Here is an 18,016-nt window from a genome sequence, read left to right on the forward strand (position 1 = left end):
TCTGTACATACTAACATTTCAGTGCTGAAAGGTATTCCAGATTGTAGTGATATGGATTTTTAATAAAAGATGATTTGAGGAGGAATTATATTATGCAAGTAGGATTAATTGGGTTAGGTAAAATGGGATTAAATTTAGGGAAAAATTTAATGGATCATAAACATGAAGTAGTAGCATTTGATTTAAATACGAGCGCAGTAGAAGAAATGAAAGAGTACGGGGCAACGGGTACATCTAGTTTAAGTGAACTTGTTCAGTCATTACAATCACCAAGAATTCTTTGGGTAATGGTACCACACGCTGTTGTTGATTCTGTTATTGATGAGGTTACACCACTTTTATCAAAAGGAGATATTTTAATTGAAGCTGGTAATTCACATTATAAAGAGTCTATCCGCCGATATGAGCAATTAAAGAAAGATGGCATTCACTTTATGGATGCAGGAACTTCTGGCGGAATGGAAGGCGCTCGTAATGGTGCTTGTTACATGATCGGAGGAGATCAAGAAGCTTGGGACATCGTTGAACCTATCTTCCGGGATACTGCTGTAGAAAATGGATTCTTATATGCTGGAAAAGCTGGTAGTGGTCACTTCTTAAAAATGGTTCATAACGGAATTGAATACGGTATGATGGCTGCTATTGGTGAAGGATTTGAGATTCTAGAGAAAAGTGAATTTGACTACGATTATGAAAAAGTATCAAGAGTATGGAACAACGGTTCAGTCATTCGTTCTTGGTTAATGGAATTAACAGAAAATGCATTTTCTAAAGATGCAAAACTGGATGAAATTAAGGGGGTTATGCATTCTTCTGGTGAAGGAAAATGGACAGTAGAAACAGCATTAGACCTTCAAACAGCAACGCCTGTTATCGCAATGTCTCTATTAATGCGCTACCGCTCATTAGACAATGATACATTTACAGGAAAAGTTGTAGCAGCTCTGCGTAATGAATTTGGCGGACATGCAGTAGAAAAGAAATAAAGTGAAACTTTAATAAGTAGGGGCTTTATTCCACATCAATCGGGCTTTTACGGGATAAGCATATTAAACATGTAACTCATCAACGTTTAAAAACTGGAGGGAATTGATCATGAAATTTTTTATTGATACTGCAAATCTTGAGGACATAAAAAAAGCATATAAACTTGGAGTTTTAGCTGGTGTTACAACGAATCCTTCTTTAGTAGCAAAAGAGGGCGTTAAGTTTGAAGACCGTATCGCAGAAATTTGTCAGGCAGTACCTAAAGTTGAGTCTGTTTCGGCAGAAGTAACGCCAGATGCTGTTACAGCTGAAGAAATGATTGCTCAAGCAGAAGAATTAATTAAAATTAACGGTGGCGATAAAAACGTCACGATAAAACTTCCAATGACGCTAGCAGGATTAGAAGCTTGTCGCTATCTTACTGAAAAAGGTGTGAAAACGAACGTTACACTTATTTTCACTGTGAACCAAGCACTTTTAGCTGCTCGAGCAGGTGCAACGTACGTTTCTCCATTTTTAGGACGTTTAGATGATATTTCTGAAGATGGTGTACTATTAGTTGCTAAAATTGCTGAATTATTCGATGTTCATCAATTAGATACACAAATTATTGCGGCTTCTGTCAGACATCCAGATCATGTAACTCGTGTAGCGATGGCAGGTGCTCACATTGCAACAATCCCTTATAAAGTAATCGAGCAACTTGCTATGCACCCATTAACAGACCAAGGTATTGAGAAATTTGCTGCGGATTGGGCGAAAGCTCCTAAATTATAATGCATGAAAGTGAAGGTGCTTTCCGAAAATTGCTTTTCATGAGAGGACAAATCCTAAGTAACTTCATCGTTTAAACTGGATCCTGATTTTGTAGTCTTACTACGTGAAAAAAGCAGAGATGAAAGTGTCATTCACTTTTAAAAAAGGAAAAATTGATCGCGCGAAGCGTTTATCACAATAACATTATAATTATGAAAGAGAAATCCCCTTATTAGAGAGATGAGTTATAGTGTATCTCTAATAAGGGAGATTCTTTTTATATAAATCATTATAATGTGAAGATGCTTTTAAACGTATAGCAATATGTAAAGGTATCTTTTACTCAAGTAAGAACTATATAGGTTCTTTTCATTATATAGTAATTATGAAAGGGTTTACATAAAGGGGGATTGAGTATGAATATGTACCTTTTAATTATTACATTATTATCAATTGTAATTGTTATTTTAGGGGTATCGTGGTGGAGATGGCATGCGTTTATTAGTTTAACGGTTGCAAGTTTGTTTTTAGCAATTATGTCTGGAATGCCAATGGATAAAATAGTGAGTGCTTATGAAACGGGAGTTGGAAGTGTTCTCGGGCATTTAGTAGGTATTTTAGTATTAGGTACAATTTTAGGGGAAATGATGGCAGAGTCAGGTGCTGGAATGCAGGTGGCAGAGTTCTTTATAAAATCCTTTGGGATAAAAAACTTACCATGGGCTATGTTAATTGCAGGTTTTATTATTGGAATCCCGGTGTTTTTTGAAGTAGGTATTTTAATATTACTACCGTTAGTAATTTCAATTCATAAAACAACGAAACAAAATATTTTATTGATAGCATTACCAGCAATTGCTGGGCTATCTGTCGTACACGGCCTTGTTCCTCCGCATCCAGGGGCAATTGTAGCAATTGGTATTTATAAAGCGAATCTTGGGAAGGTACTAATGTATTCACTCATTATTACATTTTTTGCAGCGATTATTGCAGGTCCTATATTTGCGAAATGGATTCACAAACGTGTAATTCCTGAAAATGAGCCAGAATTGATTCGTGTAAATACAAAATCAACGAAATTACCAGGAATAGGAGTTTCATTTTTAGTTATATTGTTACCTGTTATGTTAATGGTTTTAGCTGCAGCAGCTCCTTATGTGCCTCTTTCTACTACTTTGATGAAGACTGTCACATTAATCGGTAGTCCTATCATTGCACTATTGATTGCATGTTTTGCAGCGTTTTATTTTCTTGGATTTCGCCAAGGTATCGATAAAAAGGCTATTAAGAAGGTAACAGAAGATAGCTTATTACCAATCGGTTCAATTGTTGCGATTATTGGTGCCGGCGGGGGATTTAAGCAAATTCTTATCGATAGTGGTGTAGGCAATGCTATTGCTCAAATGTCTGAGCATTTAGCTCTATCCCCAATTGTATTAGCATTTATAGTAGCAGGATTAATTCGAATTGCAACAGGGTCAGCGACAGTCGCTTTAACAACAGCAGCGGGTATCGTTTCGCCAATCGTTGAAAATACAACAGGTGTGAACTTAGAGTTACTCGTTATTGCAACAGGTGCAGGAGCATTAATGTTTTCACACGTAAACGATGCTGGTTTTTGGATGGTAAAAGAATACCTAGGTTTAACAGTGAAAGAAACATTTAAAACATGGACAGTATTAGAAACGTTACTTTCATTTATCGCTTTTGGAGGAGTTTTACTACTCGATATGTTTGTTTAAGATAAAGATGTTTCTATTTAGATAATTGTGGCATACAACGTTATCAATAGATAAAAGGAATGTATTTTTATGGTGGGATACTGTAACAATTTTTTGTTAGGAGGAAGAAATGGTGAGCTCAAAATATATGATTGGTGTAGACATTGGGACAACTAGTACAAAATCAGTTCTATTTTCTACTGATGGATCTGTTATTGCAAGTCATGGAATTGAATATCCTTTATATTCTCCTACACCTGAAATAGCAGAACAAGACCCAGAAGAAATTTTTCGTGCAGTAATAAATACGATTAAAGAAACTATACAATCAAGTAGTGTACAGCCAAGTGATATTCTTTGTGTCTCTTTTAGCTCGGCAATGCATAGTCTCATTGCTGTAGATGAAAAGGGGAATCCATTAACGGGATGTATTACTTGGGCAGATAATAGAAGTGCAAGCTGGGCGGAGAAAATAAAGAATGATATGAATGGTCATGAAATTTACCTTCGTACTGGGACACCAATTCATCCGATGTCACCACTTTCGAAATTAGTTTGGCTACAGAATGAGCAGGCAGAGTTATTCGCAAAAAGTTATAAATTCATTTCTATTAAAGAATATGTTTTTTACAAGTTATATAAAGAGTATGTAATTGATTATTCTATAGCGTCAGCAACAGGGATGTTTAATTTGAAATCTTTAAAATGGGATGACGAGGCTTTACATGTTGCGGGAATTACAAATGAAAAGCTTTCAAAGCTTGTTCCAACAACGCACAGTTTAACAGGATTAGATGAAGAGCTTGCCAAAGAGATGAATGTACTTGTTTCTACGCCTTTTGTAGTAGGAGCGAGTGATGGAGTCCTATCCAATTTAGGTGTAAATGCAATTGATCCTGGTGTTGTGGCTGTTACAATTGGTACAAGCGGTGCGATACGTGCTGTAACAAATCGTCCTGTAACAGATCCAAAAGGTAGAATTTTTTGTTACGCCTTAACTGAAGAGCATTGGGTAATTGGTGGACCTGTTAATAACGGTGGTATGATTTTCAGATGGGCTCGTGATCAATTAGGCACTTCAGAGATTGAGCTTGCGAAGCGTTTAGGAAAAGATCCATATGAAGTGCTTACTGAAATAGCAGCAAAAGTGAATCCTGGATCTGACGGTTTATTGTTTCACCCGTATTTAGCAGGAGAAAGAGCTCCTTTATGGAATGCAAATGCACGAGGATCTTTCTTTGGACTCGGATTGCATCATAAGAAAGAACATCTTATCCGTGCTGTTTTAGAAGGAGTAATTTATAATTTATATACGGTTCTTCTCGCTTTAAAAGAGTTAATTGGCGAACCGAAAAAAATTCAAGCGACAGGCGGCTTTGCAAGGTCGGAGCTTTGGAGACAGATGATGGCGGACATCTTCCATCAAGACGTATATGTTCCGGAAAGTTTCGAAAGCTCTTGCTTAGGAGCTGCAATCCTCGGTTTATATAGTTTAGGTGAAATAGATACATTATCTGTAGTTTCTGAAATGGTAGGTGCAGATTTCCATCATGAGCCAAACATGGAAAGTGTGGAAAAATATAAAGATTTAACGCCAATCTATATCCGTCTGTCCCGTCAATTGGAAGAAGAATATGAAAGTATAGCAGCGTATCAAAAAAAGTGGGTTTAAAAGCTATTTACCAAGAAAATATGGTAACGTATAAAGAGGTACTCCGATTTTTTAGGATACTCTTTCAACATAAAATATTTTAAGAAGCATGATGGACGAAAAATATAGGGAGAGAGGGTTATGAAAATGAAGGATAACAAAGAGTTTATTGGATATGTTGGAACTTACACGAAAGAAAATAGCGAAGGAATATATAAATTTACGCTAGATGTAGAAGCAAAAAAAATTAGTAATGTAACACTTGCCGCTAAGCTGGATAACCCTACATATGTAACGATTAACCGAAATAATGAATATCTCTATTCCGTTGTTAAGGAAGGCGAATCTGGCGGTGTAGCTGCGTATTCCATTGATAGTCATACTGGAGAACTAAAAGCGAAAAATAGACAAGTAGTAGAAGGTGCTTCTCCTTGTCATATTAGTGTTGATAGTGGAAATCATACAGTAGTTACAGCGAATTACCATAAAGGAACGATTGAGTCTTTTGAAATAAATGAAGAAAATGGAACTGTAAATCCTGCTTCATCTATTATGGAACATGAAGGTTCAGGTCCGAATAAAGAAAGACAAGAAAAACCACATGCACATTACGCGGGGTACACTCCTGATGAAAAATATGTAGTGGGCGTTGATTTAGGGATAGATAAAATAATTACGTATGAAGTAAAAGATAGTACATTAACAGAAGTGAATCGTTTATCTGTAAATCCAGGAAGTGGTCCAAGACATATTACTTTTCATCCGAATGGAAAGTATGCATATGTGATGACGGAGCTTAGTTCAGAGGTTATTGTGTTAACCTATAATCCTGCAGAAGGATCCTTTACAGAATTACAGTATATTTCTACTGTTCCAGAAGAGTTTGATGAAAATAATCAAGGAAGTGCGATTCATATTTCTTCTGACGGCTGTTTTGTATATGCAGGTAATCGTGGTCATAATAGTATCGCTGTTTATAGCGTAGATCAAAATTCAGGTCAGCTTACATTTGTTGAACATACATCTACAGAAGGAAATTGGCCAAGAGACTTTGTATTAGATCCTACTGAAAAGTTCCTTGTTGCTACAAATGAAAAGTCACATAATCTTGTGTTATTTTCAAGAGATGAATCTACAGGTAAGTTAACACTTTTACAATCTGATGTTGTTGTGCCAGAGCCTGTTTGTGTGAAGTTTTTAAATATATAATTTCAGATGCCTAAACAAAAGCAAAGCGATATCGCTTTGCTTTTTATTGTTTCTTTTTCGGCCTACGTACTAATTCGCCGCCGCAGTTTGGACAAACGTTATGCCTTTCTTCTGTACATGGTGCGCAAAATGTACATTCATATACACAAATGTATGCTTCAGAATCTTGTTCGAGCGATTGATCGCAAATTTGACAGTTTGTTTTCATTTCTAGTGCCATAATAAGTCTCCTTTTTAGTTAGAAAATTTATAATTTAATTATAATTCATTAAATAGAAATAGTCCTTTTCAATTGAAAGGAAATCGAATGATAAAGTTATGAATTGAAACGGAAGATGCTGGTTTATTTTAAAATTGATTATTTATTACAGTTGGAATATTATGAAATAGTCAAAAGACAACAGGGGGTATAGATTTTGACTAATCATAACGATCATTTAAAAGCAAACTGCGAAAAATGCTTCGGTCTATGTTGCGTTGCATTACCGTTTGCAGCATCGGTAGATTTTGCAGTGAATAAAGATGGTGGTAAACCATGTTCCAACTTACAATCAGATTTTAAATGTAGTATACATAAAAATCTTAGAGGAAAAGGTTATAAAGGTTGTACAGTATTTGAATGTTTCGGTGCTGGGCAGAAGATTTCTCAGGGTACGTTTAAAGGGATTGATTGGAGGAAAGATGCAAAGCATGCAAGAAAAATGTACGATGCTTTTCCGGTTATGCATCAACTTCATGAAATGCTTTGGTATTTGAATGAAGCGATTCTTTTAAAGGCAACACAGCCAATTCATAAAGAGCTGGAGACCGCAATTGAGGAGACAGAGCGACTTTCGAATTTAAATCCAGATGAGTTAATGAAAATAAATGTTCCAATGCATAGGGCAGAGGTGAACATTCTTCTTTTAGAAACGAGCGAATTAGTATGGAAGGAAATGAATACTGCGCGTAAGAAACGAATCATTCACCGCGGAGCAGACCTTATGGGAGCGAATCTGAAAAAGAAAAATTTACAAGGTGCAAATTTAAGAGGAGCTTACTTAATTGCGGCTAACTTAAATGGTGCAGATTTAAGAGGAGCAGATCTCATCGGAGCAGATTTGCGAGATGCAGATATTCGCGGGGCTGATTTTACTAATAGTATTTTTCTGACGCAAGTTCAAGTTAATGCTGCTAGAGGGGACAAACATACGAAATTACCGAAATTATTGTCTCGTCCATCGCATTGGAGTGCGTAAAGAGTGAGGAGTATTTAGTGTGGATATATTTCAGTATTTAGAAGAGATGCAAGAGGATGTCTTTTCGTTAGCAGTAGAGCAAATAGAAGCGAAGTATTATGATATTTGTTGCATGTTGGCGTCTACAGAATATGCAGAACGAATTAAAGTAATTGATGTAGAGTCATATAAGGTAAGTATTCGAGTAGGTTTGGATGCAGCTGTAGAAATGGCTACTAATGAAGAAGCAAAAGCGATTTATTTTGAGTATGACCTTGATAACGAGTGGACTAGTCAGTTTTATATTTGTGAGGAGTATGCTCCACTTGAAGAAGAGGATGATGATTGGGCTTCTGAATGGACATATGATGTTGAGGGACCGGGGTCTGTAGAATTAGCGGATATGTATAATGAAAATGGCTTTGACACAAGTGAAAAAGCAATCGGTATCACTTTATATTTAATTGCTAAAACGCTGTGTAGTTTTATAAGTGTACGTAGTGAAGTGCAAAATAATATACCGATTTGTATTGGTTTTCACGACCAAGATCCAATAATGCGAACAGGCAGAGACTAAGAATCTCTGCCTGCTTTTTATTTCTTTTCAAAAGTAGTAATTAAAACGCTACATATAATAAGAATACCACCAATAAAAAAGTTACTATTTAATGTTTCATTTAATAAGAGCCAACCAAGTAACGATCCAACGATAGGTTGGAAGAAGAAAAATAAGGAACCTATGCTTGCATCCAGTAATTCTAATCCTTTATTCCAAAGGAAAAAGGCACCTGCTGTTGAGACGATTCCTAAGTATAATACGCCTAATATTACGTACGTATTTACTGTTCCGATAGAGGCCGCTTGTAGCTCCCATATCATAAAAGGTGTAATAAAAAAGAGTGAAAAGAAAATTGCGTACGTTGTAATAACTAAGGATGAAAATTGGATTGAAGCGATTTTTACATAAATAGATAGTAAAGCCCACGTAATAGCGGCTCCAACTAAAATGATTGTTCCAATAAAATAGGAGCCAATTTCAATATCCCATCCGATTACGATAATGACACCGATTGTCGCTATTATAGTAGATAAAAGTCTACGAGCAGTTAGTTGTTCTTTCAAAATGAGCGCTGCAAATATAACCATAAATGCAGGTGTAGCTGATGTAACTAACGAGCCTGTATGAGCGTCGGATAATTTTGTTCCGATAAATTGGCATGTGATCGAAATGAAATAGCCGATAAATCCAATCCAAGCGAATAGGAGCCAATCTTTTTTGCGAATGGTTACTTTTTTCTTTTGCTTTTTCTCAGCTAGTTTCAAAATGCCATATAAAACAACAAAAGCGATAATAAAGCGTAGCCAAACGAGTATTAGTGGTGGAATGAAATCGAGTACGTATTTGCTAACAACATACATACCGCCCCATATACTTGCTGCTAGTGATAAGCATATAGCTCCTAAAATTGTTTGTTTCATTTGAAGTACCTCCGTCTATTTTTAGGGTAATATGAGTTCCCTAAGACGAGGCATAGTGTATGTGTTATAAGCCCGTCTTAGTTTATAGACGGCCTACAGGTTGATCGTTTTCGAATGAAGTGTTGTAGTACATGAGTGCATTCCTCCTCTTTAAGTTATAATGATATTATAACTTAATTTTCTGATTATTGGAGGTTGTTATGAAATATATCGTTATAAAATCACATGTTAGCAATTATCCTAATCCAATTCGCTTAGAAGAGGGGGATGTAGTGAAAATGATAGAGAGTTACGCTGGTCCGGAAAACTGGGAAAACTGGATGTTTTGTCACGAAGAGAAGTATAACCGGAAAGGATGGGTTCCGGAGCAAATTATAAGAAAAGATATGAATGGAACAGGAATTATTATAAAACAATATACTGCGAAAGAATTAAATGTGAGTATTGGAGAAAGATTGATCGGATTAGAAGAATTGAATGGATGGGTTTGGTGCGAAGGAAGAGATGGTGAGAAGGGCTGGGTACCAAAGGAAAACTTACAAAAATATTAATAATAATATTTGATCAATAATTAGGAAACATATTTTTGCTTATGAGTATATTGGTTGTAGGATAAAAAGTAGATTAATAGAGAAAGAGGAGGAGATTATTATAACTACAACCGTTATTTCACATTTTTACAATGAAGAGTATTTATTGCCATGGTGGCTTATGCATCATACGAAACTTTTTGATCATGGTATTTTAATTAATAAAGGTTCAACAGATCGTTCCGTTGAGATTTGTAAAAAATTCGCACCGCATTGGGAGGTGCGAGATTCTGTAAATCCAGAGTTTGATGCATATGCGACAGATCATGAAGTGATGAGGATAGAACAAGAAGTACAAGGATGGAAAATGATTTTAAATACGACTGAGTTTCTTTGCGTGCAAGATAAAAATCAGTTTTGGAAATCGCTAAATGAATTGGGGGGGAGGATGTATTGGCTGGACGGGCTTATTATGGTTGATGATCCTAACTACAACTATCCTGACCTTAACTTTGGAATACCTTTAATGAAACAGCGATTTCATGGTTATTTACCAGAAGATTGGCCGTTATGGAGAAGAGGTAGATTTATTCATAATCATGAGCATGGAAGTTATACGGTTGGAAGACATTTATCTGCGCATGAATCGATGATTTATCCACCTCTTGCTTGTATATTATGGTTTGGATTTAGTCCGTGGAACGATGTGATGAGAAAGAGAAAGTTACAAATTGGTCCGACTCTTTCTGAAGCTAGTAAGCATGGGGGAATGGGGACGCACCATATTATTACGCCGGAAAGATTAGAAGAATGGTATAAGGAATTAGCGAGAGGAACGAAGGATTTACGTTTTAGTGACGTATATCGTTATGTTTTTGTATAAATGATTCCCACCATAAAATTGTTTCTTCTATTCCTGTATTTAAATCGTATGTTGGTTTCCAGTTTACTTCAGTTTTTAAACGTTCTACACTAACGCCGACGAATAAAGGTTCATCCTTAGAGAAAGGAATCGCGTCTAGTTTAATTAAATGTTCTTTTCCTATCTTTTTAGCGATGATAGAAGCTAGTTCTTTAATTTGTACAGATTGACCTGAAGCGATATTGATGGTGCCTGTAACGCCATGTTCTAATACTGTTACGAGAGCGTCAGCGACGTCACTCACATGGAGGAAATCTCTCGATTGTTTTCCATGTGTACATAGTGCTTCCTCATTTTTTAATAAGGAAGTGATAATGTTAGAAACGAGCCGATTACCTTGTTCGTGAGGTCCATACATATGAAAAATGCGGCCCCAACACATGCTGAGGCCTGTTTGTTGTGCATACGTTTCTAGCCAGGAGTGCAGTGCATTTTTACATAAAGAATACGGGGTTTTATAGGAAAGGAGCGGTGAATCTTCAAATAATACGCCGTTAAACCATTCGTATTCTGCGCCAGTACCTGCAACGACAACACGCTTTCCACCGCATATTGTGAAGTGTTGAATCAATGAAATACTAGACTTTAGCCAATAGTAATTATTAATAGATATATAGCATGCTGGTGGCACTGCTTCCCAAGCAAGGTGAATGAGATGGCTAGGCTGAACATCCGAAATGAATTGTTTTACTTCGTCATCGCGAAGCAAGTTTACTTTATGCCAATGGCAAGGGAGGTGAGAGGGGTTATTTTTATTATACGTGGCGTGCACTTCATATCCCTTTTGTATAAGTGAATGTACAACATATTTACCTATCCAGCCACTACCACCTGTTACAACAACTTTCTTCATGGCTCGATCACCTCAACTTCTGGAACCGTCACTAAAAATTTACCGCCCCATTCACGAATGAAAGAGCATTCTTTCATAATTTCGTCTTTCAAATTCCAAGGAAGTATGAAAATGTAATCCGGTTTTGTACGTTTAATTTCTGCTGGAGATTTTACTGGAATACGAGTTCCTGGTAAAAGGAGATTTTGTTTGTGAGGATTTTTATCTACTGTATAAGCTAGAAATTCTTTACCTATCCCGCAATAATTCAAAAGGGTGTTTCCTTTAGCTGGAGCACCGTAACCGATAATTTGTTTGTTTAAAACTTTCGCTTCAATAAAAAACTTTAAAATATTTATTTTCAATTGTTCGATGCGTTTAGAAAAAAGGAGATAGTAATCTAAAGTATCTAACCCATGATCGACTTCTTTTTGAATTAATTTTGTAACATTGGAATGGATAGTTGATTGGGCACTTAGATGGTTTACAAAAATCCGTAAGGAACCACCATGCGTTGAAAGTTCTTCTACATCAATAATTTTTAAATGATGATAACTTAAAACTTTTTGAAGGCTTATAAGTGAGAAGTAGGAGAAGTGTTCATGGTAGATGGTATCAAATTGGTTAAAGGATATAAGGTTTAATAAGTGTGGGAATTCAATTGTTATCGTGCCATCACGTTTTAATAGTGTTTTTAAACCAGCGACAAAATCATGCAAGTTCGGAACGTGTGCTAATACGTTATTTGCGACGATTAAATCAGCTTGTGGCAATTTTTTTGCTAAGTCATTACTGAAAAAATTTACATGAGTAGGAATTCCTTTTTTGATAGCAATTTCTGCTACGTTTTTCGCGGGTTCAATTCCCAATGTCTCGATATTTTCTTTTTTAAAGTATTGTAATAAGTACCCATCGTTACTTGCGATTTCAATCACTTTTGAATGTTTCGTTAAGTTGAAACGCTTAATCGCCATTTCTACGTATTGTTTAGCGTGTAGTAGCCAACTTGAGGAGTAAGAGCTGAAGTATAAATAGTTATGAAAAATATTTTGTGGGGATTCAAATTCATCTAGCTGTACGAGTAAACAAGAGTTACAAACAAATGTGTGCAGCGGATAAAAAGGTTCCATTTTATATGAGCTTTCAGGAGCTACAAATGAATTAGCAAGAGGGGAAACGCCCAAATCTAAAAAAGTGTTGGTTAGTAATGAGTGGCAAAAACGGCATTTTTTCTGTTCCATTTTATAGCCCCCTTATAAATTTTTGAATGCATCGATTTGTTGTCGTGTGAAAGATTCTATATTTTCACCAGATGCATATTTTTTGTACCAATCAACAGTCCAAGCGATAGCATCATCTGTTGATAACTTAGGAGTCCAGCCGAGTTTATTTACTGCTTTTGTACTGTCGAGTGTTAAAACAGGTGATTCATAAGGAGTATTTGTAGAGGAGGAAATGATTGTTAGTGGGTTATTCCATAATTTTATTACAGATTCAATGACATCATGAACGGTTCTGTTAGGTTCATTCATTGGGCCGAAATTCCACGCTTCTGCATATTTATCATCATTCCAAAGTTTCTCAGCTAAAAGGATATAGCCATGTAGAGGATCTAAAACATGTTGCCACGGACGGACGGCATATTTGTTTCGAATACACAAAGTATGATTGTGCAAATATGCCCGAATGATATCAGGGAATAATCGATCTTCTGCCCAATCACCACCACCAATAACGTTACCTGCTCTTACAGAGGCAAGCGAAGTAGTATTCGTGTGAAAAAAAGATTTGTGATAAGATGTTGCGACTAATTCAGCGCAAGCTTTACTAGCGCTATAAGGGTCGAAACCTCCTAGTCGGTCATTTTCCACGAACGCTCGGTCGCCACTACCGTCATTCTCATAACATTTATCGCTTGTCACATTAATAATGGCACGTACGCTTTCGACGGACTTTGCTGCTTCTAGCACGTGGACAGTACCTAAAACATTCGTTTTGAATGTATCGATAGGATTTTTGTATGAAGCGGTTACGATTGGCTGAGCTGCTAAATGGAATATTATGTCAGGTTTATGCTGCTTCATGGCATGAAATAAAGAATGGTAATCTGTAATATCGCCTTTCATTGTCGTGCACTCTTTTGCTACGTTACTTTGTTCAAAAATGTTAGGAATGGATGGGGGATGAGAAGAAAAGCCTACTACTTCTGCACCTAAAGAAGTTAAGAAAAGGGTGAGCCATGAGCCTTTAAATCCAGTATGTCCCGTAATAAATACTTTTTTCTTATTCCAAAAAGATGATGAAGCCATATTACCAAACCTTCCATGGAGCGTTATTACTTTCCCATAGCTCGACTAATTTATTTTTATCGCGCAATGTATCCATCGGATGCCAAAAACCAGAATGTTGATATGCGGCCAATTCATTTTTGTTTACTAACTGAACTAAAGTGTCTGTTTCAAAAACAGACTTATCTCCACTAATGTAATTGAAAACTTCAGGATTTAAAACGAAAAATCCACCGTTAACCCATCCGCCATCACCTAATGGTTTTTCTTGAAAAGATGTTACAGACTGTTTATCTAATATGAGAGAACCAAATCTACCAGGAGGTTGTACGGCAGTAACAGTAGCCAATTTTCCATGTTTTTTATGGAATGTAATAAGTTCTTTTATATTTACATTACTTAATCCATCACCATAAGTGAGGCAGAAAGGTTCGTCTCCGACATAATTTTGAATCTTTTTCACTCGGCCACCCGTTTCGGTATTTACACCAGTATCGATTAGTGTAACTTTCCATGGTTCTACACGATGAGAATGGCTAGTAATTGTATTATCGTTTAACTGTATTGTGAAATCAGACATGTGTAAGTTGTAATTTAGAAAGAACTCTTTAATTGCATATCCTTTATAGCCTAAGCAAATAATAAACTCAGTAATCCCGTAATGACTATACAAACTCATAATGTGCCATAGAATGGGTTTTGTTCCAATTTCAATCATAGGTTTCGGTTTTAAATGTGTTTCTTCCCCAATTCTTGTACCGTACCCACCAGCAAGAATAACAGCTTTCATTTTTTCCTCCTAAAATAAAAATTTATTATTTATACAGTATTCATGTTTTATGCAAATGAGATTGTTTTTGATTAAGTGAATGAAAATGTTTGAGGTGATGACGATGCAGAAAATATTACGGTTTGAATTTTGGAAATAATTCTTGATATTCAGGGTTATGACGGAGGTCTTGTGTTAGGTTACTAAGCTCTAAAAAACGTATGTCCAGTACTTCAGGAGATTGACCGTAATGTGTTTGAAGTCCCATTTGAACACCCCTTTTTGAAAGGGTAGGTGTAATTTGTAATTTTCTTGCCTTTGATTGTTCATTCCAAGGGCTAAAATAAAATTTTAAAATAAATGAAGGATAGTCATAAATTATATATCCGTGCCGCGAATGATGTCTACCAGGTAAATATGCACCGTCTAGATGATTGTGAATAAATCTCCAAGCACATCCGAGATTTGGGTTATAAGGGAAGACACCGTGGTATCGCTGTTCTACTAAGGGGATAGAATATCTAGGCTTTGAATAATTATAATTATGATTATCTATCATTAAAATCATTCTAATCGCATACATGTTTTGGCCTAGTGTATGAAGAGATGAAAAAAATTCTTCAGTATTATTACAACAAAAGAATTCAGTAGTATTTAAAACGATTTTCCAACCTGAAACTTCTCTTTCAATTTCCATCACTTCAATATCAGTATTAGTTGGATCAAACTCAAGAAATCTTGAATTTCGTACTTCCCAGTGGGGTGCTAATAGCTTACAAATTTCTACGGAACGATCTGTAGACCCTCTATTAATTAAAATGCCGTGATCGAATATTTTCGTGTGATGCATAAGCCACCATGGAAGTAGGTATTCTTCATTATAAAAATGAGAAATGATTGTCTTTTTCATAGTATTTCCCTCCTATACAAGCAATCATTATTAGTAGGATATGCTTTTAAATAAGAAAGGTTAAAAGGGGCAGATAATGTAGTAATTTTATTGTATAAGTGTAGATTACTCGTATTGAATCATCATAGGAGGAGATTGAAATTTTGTATAAATTGTGAATAATAAACCATCACGTTTGACTGTACAGTTTATGTATTGTATGATGTAAGTAATATAAACAAGGGGGGAAGATCGTTGGGAAGGTGTATCGAATCGGACAGTTGGCTCTCATGGCTCACGTGTCGAAACGAACGATTGATTATTATACGAATCTAGGTATCTTAAAAGCGGAGCGATCTCAATCTAATTATCGCTATTACGACGAAACAGCATTTGAGACATTACAATTTATTGAGAAGTGCAAAGAAATGCATATGCCGCTTTGTGAGATTAAAGAGAAAATCGAGGAGAAGAAGAAGCTGCTCGGTATCAATGAACACGTTTCGAAACAAGTGAATGAAGTGACAGACCATATTCATCGATTAGAAGTGGAGCTTACTGAGTTAAAACCGCTTTTAGATGAATTGACTGATTCACAACGTGAAAAAATATCGAAATCTTTATCAGGTCAAACGACAGCTTTAATACAGACACTTGCTCTATTATTATAGAATAAGTGAAATCCGACCTCTTTAATTTTTGTATCGGGCTATGTTTTCTAACAAACAAATAAGAAAACATTATAGTATACAGGAGGTGGACACCTTAGTTTTTTAACTAAGGGGATTCATTGGAAATATTTAATTTAGTCATGGTTGCGATTTTAATCGCATTTACTGGATTTTTCGTAGCAGCAGAGTTTGCGATTGTAAAAGTACGTTCAAGTCGTATTGATCAGCTTGTTGCGGAAGGAAAACGCGGTGCTTTAGCAGCGAAAAAGGTAACAACAAATTTAGATGAATATTTATCTGCTTGTCAATTAGGTATTACAGTTACAGCTATGGGATTAGGTTGGTTAGGTGAACCGACAATTGAAAAGTTATTACACCCGTTATTTGAGAAATGGAACTTAAATCCTTCTATTTCATCAGTATTAACATTTGGTCTTGCTTTTATGTTAATGACGTATTTACACGTTGTAGTTGGGGAATTGGCTCCGAAAACGATGGCAATTCAAAAGGCTGAAAAAGTAACATTATTATTTGCAGCTCCACTAATGATGTTCTATAAAGTGATGTACCCGTTTATTTGGGTATTGAACGGTTCAGCTCGTGTGATAACTGGTTTATTCGGTTTAAAACCGGCTTCTGAACATGAAGTAGCTCATACAGAAGAAGAATTACGTCTTATCCTTTCAGATAGCTATGAAAGTGGCGAAATTAATCAAGCTGAATACAAGTATGTAAATAATATTTTTGAATTTGATAATCGTATTGCAAAAGAGATTATGGTACCGCGAACAGAAATCGTTGGTTTCTACCTGGAAGATTCAGTAGAAGAACACATGAAAGTAATCCAAAATGAGCGATACACACGTTATCCGATTTTTGGAGAAGATAAAGATGATATTATCGGTATGGTCAACGTAAAAGATTTCTTTATTCGATATATGACCGAGGATCAAAAAGATTTATCATCTATTCGCTCGTATATGCGTCCGATTATTGAAGTGATGGAAACGACTCCAATTCACGATTTATTACTTCAAATGCAGAAGAAGCGAATTCCGATGGCTGTTTTATATGATGAGTACGGAGGAACAGCTGGAATTGTAACGCTTGAAGATATCTTGGAGGAAATCGTCGGCGAAATTCGTGACGAATATGATGAAGATGAAGCACCACCAATTCAACATGTGAACGAGCAACATATTATTGTTGATGGAAAAGTGCTTATCTCAGAAGTGAAAGATTTATTTGGATTACACATCGAAGAAGATGATGTGGATACAATCGGTGGATGGATTATGATGCAAAATCATGAAATCGAAGAAGGACAACACGTTGAGGCGGAAGGTTATGAATTTAAAGTGTTAGAAAAAGACGCTTACCAAATTAAACGTGTTGAAATTCGTAAGATGGAACAAGAACAAGAAGAAGAGAAAGCAGCAACTGTGTAAGTTGCTGCTTTTCTTCTAAAGTACAAAAAATGAGAACTTAGGAGCGGATATTTTGATTCAAGAAGCCTTACGTGTATATCGATTACAATTGTATGTGATCTTTAGTGGTTTACTACTTATGTGGACGATTACTCCGTTTGGAAAACAAGTGACAGGGTTCGGTATTGGATTAGCAGTAAGCGCCTATTGTCTTTGGTTATTAGCTCGCAGAGTGGAGAAACTCGGAAAAAGTATCGTAATGAAGAAAAAGGCTCCTGGATTAGGAGTTTTAAACCGATTTGCAGCTGCTATTTTAGGAGCTATCATCATGTATGAAATTGAGCATGAAATGGAAATGTGGGCATTCGGTACAGGTATTTTAGGTGGTCACTTTTTAATGATTGCAAATTTAGCTTATGCAAATATGCAGTTAGTGAAAGAAGAAGAGAAGCAAAGAGAACATGCTTCAAAAAACATAGAGCTATGATGAAAGGGACCTAATCAGGTTCCTTTTTTAGTTTAGCGATATGATACAAGTAATCAAATTAACGGCAAATATAATACGCTTCTTTTTATTATTTTTCAATAGTATGAAAAAAAAAAAAATTAAAAACCCATCGATTTCTAAAGGTTATGTATGTTATTATGACAAAAGACTTTTTGAAAGA

General features: G+C 35.9%; 19 protein-coding genes. 12 read left to right on the top strand and 7 right to left on the bottom strand.

Going from position 1 to position 18,016, the window contains the following annotated elements:
- The first annotated feature begins 92 nt into the window (after positions 1–92).
- The 5 genes from gnd (at position 93) to ACTFN4_RS12695 (ending at position 6,324) form a co-directional block, all read left to right on the top strand.
- Positions 93–986, top strand: coding sequence for a phosphogluconate dehydrogenase (NAD(+)-dependent, decarboxylating) (gene gnd / locus ACTFN4_RS12675; RefSeq protein WP_001195925.1), 894 nt, complete (start codon positions 93–95; stop codon positions 984–986).
- A 109-nt stretch (positions 987–1,095) separates the two neighbouring features.
- Positions 1,096–1,764, top strand: a complete 669-nt coding sequence (gene fsa, locus ACTFN4_RS12680) for a fructose-6-phosphate aldolase (protein ID WP_000667692.1) — start codon at positions 1,096–1,098, stop codon at positions 1,762–1,764.
- 395 nt (positions 1,765–2,159) lie between these two features.
- Positions 2,160–3,485, top strand: coding sequence for a gluconate permease GntP (gntP, locus tag ACTFN4_RS12685; RefSeq protein WP_322369065.1), 1,326 nt, complete (start codon positions 2,160–2,162; stop codon positions 3,483–3,485).
- A 109-nt stretch (positions 3,486–3,594) separates the two neighbouring features.
- Complete coding sequence (gene gntK / locus ACTFN4_RS12690) at positions 3,595–5,136, top strand: gluconokinase (protein WP_439962367.1); 1,542 nt, start codon at positions 3,595–3,597, stop codon at positions 5,134–5,136.
- A gap of 120 nt (positions 5,137–5,256) precedes the next feature.
- Positions 5,257–6,324 carry a lactonase family protein gene (locus tag ACTFN4_RS12695; RefSeq protein ID WP_439962368.1) on the top strand — a complete coding sequence of 356 codons (1,068 nt, stop codon included), beginning with the start codon at positions 5,257–5,259 and terminating at the stop codon, positions 6,322–6,324.
- Positions 6,325–6,367: 43 nt separating this feature from the next.
- Here ACTFN4_RS12695 and ACTFN4_RS12700 read toward each other — a convergent pair whose 3' ends face one another.
- Positions 6,368–6,544 (bottom strand): DUF1272 domain-containing protein, encoded by a 177-nt coding sequence (locus ACTFN4_RS12700; RefSeq protein WP_001162789.1) that lies wholly within the window; start codon positions 6,542–6,544, stop codon positions 6,368–6,370.
- A 196-nt stretch (positions 6,545–6,740) separates the two neighbouring features.
- Here ACTFN4_RS12700 and ACTFN4_RS12705 point away from each other — a divergent pair, with 196 nt between their 5' ends.
- Entirely contained in the window at positions 6,741–7,562 is an 822-nt protein-coding gene (locus ACTFN4_RS12705; RefSeq protein WP_000181430.1) for a pentapeptide repeat-containing protein, read from the top strand.
- 19 nt (positions 7,563–7,581) lie between these two features.
- Positions 7,582–8,118, top strand: coding sequence for a hypothetical protein (locus tag ACTFN4_RS12710; protein WP_439962369.1), 537 nt, complete (start codon positions 7,582–7,584; stop codon positions 8,116–8,118).
- Positions 8,119–8,135: 17 nt separating this feature from the next.
- Here ACTFN4_RS12710 and ACTFN4_RS12715 read toward each other — a convergent pair whose 3' ends face one another.
- Positions 8,136–9,020, bottom strand: a complete 885-nt coding sequence (locus tag ACTFN4_RS12715) for a DMT family transporter (RefSeq protein WP_439962370.1) — start codon at positions 9,018–9,020, stop codon at positions 8,136–8,138.
- Between the two features lie 200 nt (positions 9,021–9,220).
- On the opposite strand from ACTFN4_RS12715, the gene ACTFN4_RS12720 reads away from it, so the two are divergent.
- Together ACTFN4_RS12720 and ACTFN4_RS12725 are read left to right on the top strand one after the other, a co-directional pair.
- On the top strand, positions 9,221–9,571 hold the full coding sequence (locus ACTFN4_RS12720; protein WP_000875289.1) for an SH3 domain-containing protein: 351 nt from the start codon (positions 9,221–9,223) through the stop codon (positions 9,569–9,571).
- A 61-nt stretch (positions 9,572–9,632) separates the two neighbouring features.
- Positions 9,633–10,433 carry a glycosyltransferase family 2 protein gene (locus ACTFN4_RS12725; RefSeq protein ID WP_075678122.1) on the top strand — a complete coding sequence of 267 codons (801 nt, stop codon included), beginning with the start codon at positions 9,633–9,635 and terminating at the stop codon, positions 10,431–10,433.
- Here the strand turns inward: ACTFN4_RS12725 and ACTFN4_RS12730 are convergent.
- The 5 genes from ACTFN4_RS12730 to ACTFN4_RS12750 all read right to left on the bottom strand — a co-directional run bounded on the left by ACTFN4_RS12730 (position 10,402) and on the right by ACTFN4_RS12750 (position 15,271).
- Positions 10,402–11,325, bottom strand: a complete 924-nt coding sequence (locus ACTFN4_RS12730; RefSeq protein ID WP_000758374.1) for an NAD-dependent epimerase/dehydratase family protein — start codon at positions 11,323–11,325, stop codon at positions 10,402–10,404. The two genes, ACTFN4_RS12725 and ACTFN4_RS12730, sit on opposite strands and share 32 nt — an antisense overlap.
- Positions 11,322–12,545 (bottom strand): class I SAM-dependent methyltransferase, encoded by a 1,224-nt coding sequence (locus ACTFN4_RS12735; RefSeq protein WP_000435778.1) that lies wholly within the window; start codon positions 12,543–12,545, stop codon positions 11,322–11,324. Before ACTFN4_RS12735 ends, ACTFN4_RS12730 begins: the two co-directional genes overlap by 4 nt.
- Positions 12,546–12,557: 12 nt before the next feature.
- Entirely contained in the window at positions 12,558–13,613 is a 1,056-nt protein-coding gene (rfbG, locus tag ACTFN4_RS12740) for a CDP-glucose 4,6-dehydratase (RefSeq protein ID WP_000168672.1), read from the bottom strand.
- A 1-nt stretch (position 13,614) separates the two neighbouring features.
- Entirely contained in the window at positions 13,615–14,382 is a 768-nt protein-coding gene (gene rfbF, locus ACTFN4_RS12745) for a glucose-1-phosphate cytidylyltransferase (protein WP_000648804.1), read from the bottom strand.
- Between the two features lie 115 nt (positions 14,383–14,497).
- A complete protein-coding gene (locus ACTFN4_RS12750) occupies positions 14,498–15,271 on the bottom strand; it encodes a glycosyltransferase family 2 protein (protein WP_000750973.1) in 774 nt (257 codons plus the stop codon).
- A 242-nt stretch (positions 15,272–15,513) separates the two neighbouring features.
- On the opposite strand from ACTFN4_RS12750, the gene ACTFN4_RS12755 reads away from it, so the two are divergent.
- The 3 genes from ACTFN4_RS12755 to ACTFN4_RS12765 all read left to right on the top strand — a co-directional run bounded on the left by ACTFN4_RS12755 (position 15,514) and on the right by ACTFN4_RS12765 (position 17,835).
- The gene (locus ACTFN4_RS12755) at positions 15,514–15,921 is read left to right on the top strand and encodes a MerR family transcriptional regulator (RefSeq protein ID WP_000285639.1); all 408 of its coding nucleotides are present in this window, start codon (positions 15,514–15,516) and stop codon (positions 15,919–15,921) included.
- A gap of 119 nt (positions 15,922–16,040) precedes the next feature.
- A complete protein-coding gene (locus tag ACTFN4_RS12760; protein ID WP_000402275.1) occupies positions 16,041–17,369 on the top strand; it encodes a hemolysin family protein in 1,329 nt (442 codons plus the stop codon).
- Positions 17,370–17,421: 52 nt separating this feature from the next.
- A complete protein-coding gene (locus tag ACTFN4_RS12765; RefSeq protein WP_000613883.1) occupies positions 17,422–17,835 on the top strand; it encodes an ATP synthase subunit I in 414 nt (137 codons plus the stop codon).
- Positions 17,836–18,016 lie beyond the last annotated feature (181 nt).

It is taken from the genome of Bacillus cereus group sp. MYBK95-2, assembly GCF_051915225.1.
In the GTDB taxonomy this organism is placed as follows: Bacteria; Bacillota; Bacilli; order Bacillales; family Bacillaceae_G; genus Bacillus_A; species Bacillus_A cereus.

Bases quoted from the DNA above. Each gene is read 5' to 3' on its own strand.
- ACTFN4_RS12720 (WP_000875289.1), top strand. From the start codon at position 9,221: ATGAAATATATCGTTATAAAATCACATGTTAGCAATTATCCTAATCCA.
- ACTFN4_RS12695 (WP_439962368.1), top strand. From the start codon at position 5,257: ATGAAAATGAAGGATAACAAAGAGTTTATTGGATATGTTGGAACTTAC.
- rfbG (WP_000168672.1), bottom strand. From the start codon at position 13,613: ATGGCTTCATCATCTTTTTGGAATAAGAAAAAAGTATTTATTACGGGA.
- gntP (WP_322369065.1), top strand. From the start codon at position 2,160: ATGAATATGTACCTTTTAATTATTACATTATTATCAATTGTAATTGTT.
- ACTFN4_RS12730 (WP_000758374.1), bottom strand. From the start codon at position 11,325: ATGAAGAAAGTTGTTGTAACAGGTGGTAGTGGCTGGATAGGTAAATAT.
- ACTFN4_RS12700 (WP_001162789.1), bottom strand. From the start codon at position 6,544: ATGGCACTAGAAATGAAAACAAACTGTCAAATTTGCGATCAATCGCTC.
- ACTFN4_RS12735 (WP_000435778.1), bottom strand. From the start codon at position 12,545: ATGGAACAGAAAAAATGCCGTTTTTGCCACTCATTACTAACCAACACT.
- ACTFN4_RS12715 (WP_439962370.1), bottom strand. From the start codon at position 9,020: ATGAAACAAACAATTTTAGGAGCTATATGCTTATCACTAGCAGCAAGT.
- ACTFN4_RS12750 (WP_000750973.1), bottom strand. From the start codon at position 15,271: ATGAAAAAGACAATCATTTCTCATTTTTATAATGAAGAATACCTACTT.
- rfbF (WP_000648804.1), bottom strand. From the start codon at position 14,382: ATGAAAGCTGTTATTCTTGCTGGTGGGTACGGTACAAGAATTGGGGAA.
- gnd (WP_001195925.1), top strand. From the start codon at position 93: ATGCAAGTAGGATTAATTGGGTTAGGTAAAATGGGATTAAATTTAGGG.
- gntK (WP_439962367.1), top strand. From the start codon at position 3,595: ATGGTGAGCTCAAAATATATGATTGGTGTAGACATTGGGACAACTAGT.
- fsa (WP_000667692.1), top strand. From the start codon at position 1,096: ATGAAATTTTTTATTGATACTGCAAATCTTGAGGACATAAAAAAAGCA.